This is a genomic window from Variovorax sp. 20P10.2.4 (assembly GCF_058244205.1).
Map to the genome: position 1 here is coordinate 1 of NZ_JBZAYE010000377.1, position 7,344 is coordinate 7,344.

Sequence of the window (7,344 nt, forward strand, 5' to 3'; positions counted from 1 at the left end):
TCGCTTCGGCTGGGCGCTCGCGGGCTATGCCTTCTTCGGCATCGGCTACATCGGCTACATGACCTTCGTGATCGCGCTGCTGCGCGAGCAGGGCGCCAGCGCGGGCTTCGTCACGCTGTTCTATGCGTTGCTGGGCATCGCCTGCATCGCCTCGTCGCGGCTGTGGGCCGGGCTGCTCGACCGCTACCGTGGCGGCCAGCCGCAGGCGCTGCTCAACGGGCTGCTGGGCGTGGCGACGCTGCTGCCGGTGCTCAGTGCCTCGGCGCCCATCGCGCTGGTCTCGGGGCTGTTGTTCGGCGGCGTGTTCCTCTCGGTGGTGGCCTCGACCACCGCGCTGGTGCGCCACAACCTGCCGTCCTCGCGCTGGGCCCAGGGCATCAGCGTCTTCACCATCGTGTTCGCCTTCGGCCAGATCGTGGGCCCGACCATCACCGGCTGGATCTCCGACGGTCCGGGCGGGCTGGCGCGCGGCCTCGTGGGGTCGGCGATCGCGCTGTGGCTCGGTGCCGTTCTGGCTTCGCGCCAGCATGCGCTGGAACCCGCATGAACGAGGCGCTTCCGCTCGCCGACGAGGCCATCACGCCCGGCTTCGCCGTGTTCGATACCGCGCTCGGCGTCTGCGGCATCGCCTGGGGGCCGCGGGGGCTGGTCGGCGTGCAGTTGCCGCAGGACGACCCCACGCTGCAGCCCGCGCTCCGGCGCATGCGCCAGCGCTTTCCCGAGCTGCCCGAAGCCGAGCCGAATGCCGAGGCGCGGCGCGCGATCGCGGCGGTGCAGGCCCTGCTCGAAGGCGCGCAGGACGACCTGCGCGACATCGCACTCGACATGCGCGGCCTGTCCGATTTCCATCGGCGCGTCTACGAGCTCGCACGGCGCATTCCGCCGGGCCAGACCCGCACCTACGGCGAGATCGCCGAGGAACTGGGCGACAAGACGCTGGCACGCGCGGTGGGCCAGGCCATGGGCCTCAATCCCTTCGCGCCCGTGGTGCCATGCCACCGCGTGCTCGCGGCCGGCAACAAGCCCGGCGGCTTCTCGGCCGGGGGCGGGGCGCTGACCAAGCTCAGGATGCTCGACATCGAGGGCGCGCGGCCCAACGGGATGGCGTCGCTGTTCTAGGCGCGAGGGTCAGCGGCGCCGGCGGCTCGGCGCGCGCGGAACGCTCAGCAGCTGGCTCAAGGAAGCGACCTCGCGCCGCTCCCCGCCCTGATGGGTATCGGCGCCGCGCACCTTCGCGCCGAAATCGAGGGAGGTCAGACGCTCCAGTTCCGCGATGCTCACGTGGTAGCGCTTCACCTTCTCGAAGCTCACGTGCGCCAGGGCCGCTTCGGACAGCGTGGCCTCGGGCACGTAGTCGATGAGCGGCGTCTGGTCGATGCTCAGGGCGGTCGCCTGCAGGCGGCCGTCCTCCACGCGCAGCACGATCTTCCAGTACTCGCGCGGGGCCTTGAACCCGGCCATCTCGGGCATGCCGCGCTCCCAGGGAATGTCGTTCTCGTCGTCGAAGATCGGTCCGGTGAACACGCTGACGCGCGCCTGGTCCGCCACCGCGTTGTTGAGCGCGAAGTCCTCGAGCGCGCGCCAGTACAGGGTGCCGCCCGCGTGCGCGGCCGCCTCGGCGCCCGGTTTCCTCTTGCCCATGTTGAAGAAGCCCACCTGCGGCGACCGGTTGGTCACGTGGAAGGTGTCGGCATTGGCGCGCACGACGATGTCGTCCGGCCCCCAGAGTGGATCCTGCCGGCGCGTCAGGTGGCCTTGCTGGAAGATCCGGTTCGCGTGGTCCGCCTTGCGCTTGTCGACGATGGCCGCGCCTTGCGCGTCGTAGGCCGTCTGTCCCGCGTACAGCGCCGGCGGGGTCTGTTCTTCCTCGGGGATGCGCGGATCGATGAACCAGAGCTCGCTGGCCTCCGGGGCCTCGTCCGCTTCCTCCTCGCCCGGATGGAAGGCGGCGATGACGCCGGTGCTGCGGTCGTAGCTCTTGGCCAGCCGTCCGTCGATGTTGGTGGCCGTGAAACAGGCCAGCCGCCGCTTCTTGTGCATCACCACGCTGAAGTGCTCGTACGGCAGTTCGTACTTGGGCCGGCCCGCCTTGGGACGCGTGTTGACCGATACCGCCCGCAGGGCCGCCGCACCGCGCGGCTTGGGCAGGGGAACGGCAACGCCGGGCAGGAAGTCGGGCTGGTAGCCGTCGCGGTTGTCGTAGTCCGGATCGACCTGGACCCGTGCCTCTTCGCCGGTGCTCGACGGCGCCGCGTCGGCATGCGGTTGCGGCGCGGCGTCCTGCGCGGGCGTCGTCGATCCGCCGCGGGCCGGGTAGCCGCCCAGCTGCACGCTCACGCGCAGCGGGATGGTCCAGGTCGCCGTGCCGTCGCTGGCCACGTCGACCGATGCGCCGAGCGAAGCGTCATGCGCCATGGCCGGTGCGGACTCGACGGACGAGACCACCTGCGGGTCCAGGCCCGCGGCGATGGCCTCGGTGATCTTCTCGCGCTCGCGCGCCGGCAGGCCGCTCTTGCGCGTGTTCATGTCGGTCACGATGGCGCTGATCCGGATGCCCTCGTTGACCGTCTTGGCGATCTGCTTTCCGTTCTGGTCGAGCAGGTCGCGGTGCGGCGATCCCCAGTGGTGCAGGGCGATCACCTGCCACAGCACGTTGAAGACCGGCGAGCCGGAAGACCCGGGCTCCGTGTCGGCCACGTAGTGCAGCGTGGTGCTCGCGCGCGAGACCAGCTGGTTCTCGCGCAGCACGGCTTCCTTCAGGCGCCCGTCGGGGTGCTGCACGATGTTCGCGTGGTCGCCCAGCTGGTGCTTGTCGCGGGCCGCGGAGATCGGCAGGAAGCTGTAGCCCGCGAGCACGCCGGGGCCGTTCAGGCGGCCGCCGACCGCCAGCACGGTGTAGTCGAGGTCGTCCTGGTCGTTGGTGAGGAAGCAGGCCTCGGGCGCGAAGGCGAAGCGCGTGGGCACGCGCGGGCGTCCCGCGAGGTCGCGCTCGTAGTCGAACTCCACCAGCAGGTCCGCCGCATCGGCCTTGGAACCGATCACGTGGTTGTTGGTGAGGAACAGCACGGGCGAGATCATGAAGCCGGTGCCGAGGCCCTGGCCGTCGCGCGTCACGATCCGCGCCACGGCGCGCGCCGCATAGGCGCCGCGCTGCAGGAACGCGACATCGACGAAGTCGATCGTCTTGCCCCAGACCTTTTCCGCGCCCGAATGCGGCGCCTCGCGCGCGGCCTCCTGCACGGGCAGGCCGACCCGTCGCTGCAGCACGGCGCTGCGGCGCAGCATCTCGGGCTCGGCATCACCGGGCCGGCCGGCGCCGATCGCGTCGAGCGAGCGCTGGATCTGCTCGGCCTGCTGCTGGATGCGCTGACGCGAGGCGACACCGATATGGGCGGGCTCGTTCATGTTCTCCTCCAATTGGCCGCGGGGGCGGCGGCGATTGCGGATTCGCGGACCGTCTCGCTCGCCTTTTAGAGGGTCTTGATGACAGGACGATGCAAAGGCACGGCCGCGTCAGGCGTTCTGGATCAGCCGCCGCAGTTCGTCGACGTGCTGGCGCAGCGCCTCGTCGTCCATCGCCGTGTAGCCGATCACCAGCCCTGGCGGCAGATCCTTGCGCCGGCAGAAATCCGAGATCGCCTGGAAGCGCAGCCCGCGCTGCGCGGCCGCGCGCAGGAACGGCGCCAGCGCCATGTCCGGCGGCGGCCACCACACGAGGTGGAAGCCCGCGTGCTCCCCGGTGACATGCAGCCGCGCGGGCTCGAGCGCCGCGCGCAGGCCGCCGAGCACGAGGTCGCGCCGCTGCGCGTAGACCATGCGCGCGCGCCGCACATGGCGCGCGAAGTCGCCGCTCTCGAGGAAGCGCGCCAGCGCCATCTGCTCGATCACGCCGGTGGAACGCCCGGCGATGTGGCAGGCGCGGCGGAAGTCGGCGACCAGCGCGCGCGGCAGCACCATGTAGCCGATGCGCAGCGCGCCGAACAGGGTCTTGTTGAAGCTGCCGCAGTGGATCACGCGGTCGGCCGCGTCCAGGCTCTTCAAGGCCGGCAACGGCGCGCTGTCGTAGCTGAACTCGCTGTCGTAGTCGTCCTCGACCACCCAGGCCTTCGCGGCTTCGGCCCACGACAGCAGTTCGAGCCGGCGCGACACCGGCATCGTGAGGCCGCTGGGCGACTGGTGCGCGGGCGTGACATGCGCGAGCCGTGCGCCCGCATGCTGGCGCGCCTGCGCGACCGAGAAGCCTTCGGCATCGATCGGGACATGGATCAACTGCTGGCCGTGGTGGCCGAAGATCGGCGCGGCATGCAGGTAGCCGGGGTCCTCGAGCAGCACCTTGTCGCCGGGCGCCAGCAGCAGCCGCGCGCAGAGGTCGAGCCCTTCGCGGATGCCCGAGACGATCACGATCCGCTCGGCCTCGCAGGCGATGCCACGCGCCACCCCGAGGTAGCCGGCGATCTGCTCGCGCAGCGCCAGCAGCCCGAAGGGATCGTCGTCGGCCAGTTGTGCCGCGGTCACGCGCCGCGCGCTGGCCTGCAAGGTGCGGCGCCAGAGATCGAGCGGGAACAGCGCCGGATCGGCCACGCGTGCCATGAAGGCCTGGTGGGCCTCGGTGGCGGCGAGCGGCGCCATGTCGGTCTTCCAGGCCGGCCGCGTACGGGGCGTGGCCGGGCGCCGCTTCGCGTCGCCGGCCTCGAAGAAGCGGTCGGGCACCTGCGCCGCCACGTAGGTGCCCGATCCGGCCCGGCTGACCAGGTAGCCCTCGCTGCGCAACTGGTCGTAGGCCGCGTCGACGGTCACGCGCGACACCTGCCAGCGCTGCGCGAGCTGCCGCGTGGAGGGCAGGCGCGCGCCCTTGGCCAGTGCGCCGTCGAGGATGCGGGCGCGGATCTGGCGGTAGATCCAGGCCTGCTTGGCCTCGCCCTCGCGCGGCGGTTCGGTCGCGAGATCGAGGCTCGATGGCGTGCGCCGGGCCTGCGGGGGGCTGGAAAGTGGCCTTATCGCTTTCTCCGAAATGGATCTACAAGCAAGGCCACATTCTATTTAGATTCGCGTCCAAGGCACTCCACCCACGAAGCTCCCCATGACGACGACCCCCACGCATTTCTTCTGCACCCTCGCGCCCGACGGTCCGCGATTCCCCCTCGACGACGCGGGCAGCCTGCTCGATGCGGCGCTGGCGCAGGGCGTGGCCGTGCCGTTCTCGTGCAAGCGCGGCGAATGCGGCTCGTGCCGCGCGCAGCTGCTCGAAGGCAGCGTCGAGCGCATCGCACCGCCCTCGGAGGCGGCCTACCAGGTCGACGCGGGGGAACTGCTGATGTGCCAGTGCCGTGCCACCAGCGACCTGCGGCTGCGCTTCGCGCACTGGAGCGCGCCGGCGCTAGCGCCATCGCGGCACTCCGCGAAGGTCGTGATCTGCGAACCGCTCACGGCCAAGGTCACGCGGCTGGTGGTCGAGCTGCAGAGCGCCGAGCCATTCCGCTGCGCGCCGGGGCAGCATGCGCAGTTCGTGCTCGAGGAGGGCGAGCGCCGCAGCTTCTCGATCGCCAACCGGCCGACGGAAGAGGGCGAAGCGAACCGGCTCGAGTTCCATATCCGCCGCATGCCGGGCGGCCTGTTCACCGAGCAGCGTCTCGCGGCGCTGCGGCCCGCGGACCTGCTCGAGCTCGAAGGGCCCCATGGCGCCTTCGTGTGGCAGGCACCCGCCGACGGAATCGAGCACCTCGTGCTGCTGGCCACCGGCACCGGCTTCGCGGGCGTTCGGCCGATCCTGCAGACGGCGCTCGCGAGCGGCGCGTTCCGCACGGTGTCGCTCTATTGGGGCGTGGCCGAGGCCGGCGATTGCTATGCGGCCGCATGGCTCGATGAGATGGCGCGGGCGCACGCGGGCTTTCGCTGGACCGCGGTGCCGTCTTCGCGCGCGGAAGGCAGGCAGCATGTGCAGCACGCGGCATCGAAGGCCGCGCACGACTGGGCGCGGACCATCGTCTATGCCTGCGGCAACCCGGCCATGGTGCGCGACGCACGCGCGCTGCTGCAGGCCGAGGGGCTGCCGAAGGCGCGCTTCGTCTCGGAGGTGTTTCTGCCGAGCACGAAGGATGGCGCGCCGCAGGTCGCGCGCCATCCCTGGGAGAAGGTGGGTGCCACGTTCACGCGCGACGGCATCCTCGAAGCGCGCCGCCGCTCGATGGAGGCGCTGCCGCAGATCGCCGCGCTGATCGAACCCGGCATGACCACCGGCGAGGCGATCGCGGTCGCCGACCGGCATCTGCGCCGACTCGGCGCCGCCTACAACTGGCATCCGACCTATGTGCGCTTCGGGCCCGACACGCAACGCACCTCGCGCGAGCCGGTCGATCGCCAGCGGCGCCTGCGCGAGGACGACGTCTACACCGTCGACCTGGGCCCGGTCTGGGACGGCTACGAGGGCGATTACGGCGATACCTTCGTTCGCGGTGCCGATGCCGACCACGCGCGCGTCACGCGCGCGGCGCGCGACATCTTCGAACGCGCGCAGGAGGCCTGGCGACAGGGCTTGAGCGGCGCGGCGCTCTACGACTTCGCGAACGGGCTCGCGCGCACGCATGGCTGCGCGCTGGTGCGCGAGACCGGAGGCCACCGGGTCTCGGACTTTCCGCATGCGCTCTACGGCAAGCACCGCCTGGCCGAGGCCGACTTCGTTCCGGGCGACGGCATCTGGGTGCTCGAGGTCCAGGTGCGCGACCTCGAACGGCCGATCGGTGCCTTCTTCGAGGACGTGCTTCTTAAGAATTGATTCAGATCATTCCTAACTCTGCGGCCTAGAGTTCGGCAATGACTGTGAACCGCATCGAACCCCGACCGCTTTCTCTTCTTCGCACCTTCCGTTCTTCCGCGCCGCGCCTTGCGCTCGCGGCCGTTGCCGCGGGCACGCTGCTCGCGGGCTGCGTGACGCCCGGCGAGCATGCGCGCGAGCAGCGCATGCGCGACGAGCAGAACTGCATGGCCTATGGCTTCCGTCCCGAGAGCCCGGCCTACGCGCGCTGCCTGCAGAACGAGAATCTCTCGCGCCAGGACCGCGACAACCTGCAGGACATCGAATCGCGCCGCCGCTCGGAAGACCCGCGCCGCTATGGCGGCGGTGGCTGGGAGCGCGAACGCGATCGGGACCGCGATCGCTACGACCGCATGAACGACAACCAGCGCCAGGCGCTGCGCAACTGCGACCTGCTGCCGCCCGCCAACCAGCCGGGCTGCCGCGCGATGGTCTGGTCGACGCTCAAGTAGGGCTGCGCAACGCCGCCTCCGAGGGGGCGGCATCGAGCTTCGCGAGCGCGATCACGGCCGCCTGGAGCACGAAGCCCGCGA

The 7,344-nt window shown here is 71.0% G+C and carries 6 protein-coding genes; 4 read left to right on the top strand and 2 right to left on the bottom strand.

Annotated features, from left to right (window positions below):
* Positions 1-547: YbfB/YjiJ family MFS transporter (locus AC27VN_RS27425; RefSeq protein ID WP_490878569.1), on the top strand; the 547-nt coding region annotated here is incomplete at its 5' end.
* Positions 544-1,119 (top strand): methylated-DNA--[protein]-cysteine S-methyltransferase, encoded by a 576-nt coding sequence (locus AC27VN_RS27430; protein WP_490878570.1) that lies wholly within the window; start codon positions 544-546, stop codon positions 1,117-1,119. The genes AC27VN_RS27425 and AC27VN_RS27430, both read left to right, overlap by 4 nt.
* Positions 1,120-1,128: 9 nt before the next feature.
* Here AC27VN_RS27430 and AC27VN_RS27435 read toward each other — a convergent pair whose 3' ends face one another.
* The gene (locus tag AC27VN_RS27435) at positions 1,129-3,405 is read right to left on the bottom strand and encodes a DNA/RNA non-specific endonuclease (RefSeq protein ID WP_490878571.1); all 2,277 of its coding nucleotides are present in this window, start codon (positions 3,403-3,405) and stop codon (positions 1,129-1,131) included.
* 108 nt (positions 3,406-3,513) lie between these two features.
* Complete coding sequence (gene pdxR, locus AC27VN_RS27440) at positions 3,514-5,013, bottom strand: MocR-like pyridoxine biosynthesis transcription factor PdxR (RefSeq protein WP_490878574.1); 1,500 nt, start codon at positions 5,011-5,013, stop codon at positions 3,514-3,516.
* Positions 5,014-5,080: 67 nt separating this feature from the next.
* Here pdxR and AC27VN_RS27445 point away from each other — a divergent pair, with 67 nt between their 5' ends.
* Positions 5,081-6,772, top strand: coding sequence for an NAD(P)H dependent flavin oxidoreductase family protein (locus AC27VN_RS27445; protein WP_490878572.1), 1,692 nt, complete (start codon positions 5,081-5,083; stop codon positions 6,770-6,772).
* Between the two features lie 38 nt (positions 6,773-6,810).
* On the top strand, positions 6,811-7,263 hold the full coding sequence (locus AC27VN_RS27450; protein ID WP_490878573.1) for a hypothetical protein: 453 nt from the start codon (positions 6,811-6,813) through the stop codon (positions 7,261-7,263).
* The last annotated feature ends 81 nt before the right edge of the window (positions 7,264-7,344 follow it).

Coding starts and splice junctions, on each gene's coding strand:
- AC27VN_RS27430 (WP_490878570.1), top strand. CDS start 544: ATGAACGAGGCGCTTCCGCTCGCCGACGAGGCCATCACGCCCGGCTTC.
- AC27VN_RS27435 (WP_490878571.1), bottom strand. CDS start 3,405: ATGAACGAGCCCGCCCATATCGGTGTCGCCTCGCGTCAGCGCATCCAG.
- AC27VN_RS27450 (WP_490878573.1), top strand. CDS start 6,811: ATGACTGTGAACCGCATCGAACCCCGACCGCTTTCTCTTCTTCGCACC.
- AC27VN_RS27445 (WP_490878572.1), top strand. CDS start 5,081: ATGACGACGACCCCCACGCATTTCTTCTGCACCCTCGCGCCCGACGGT.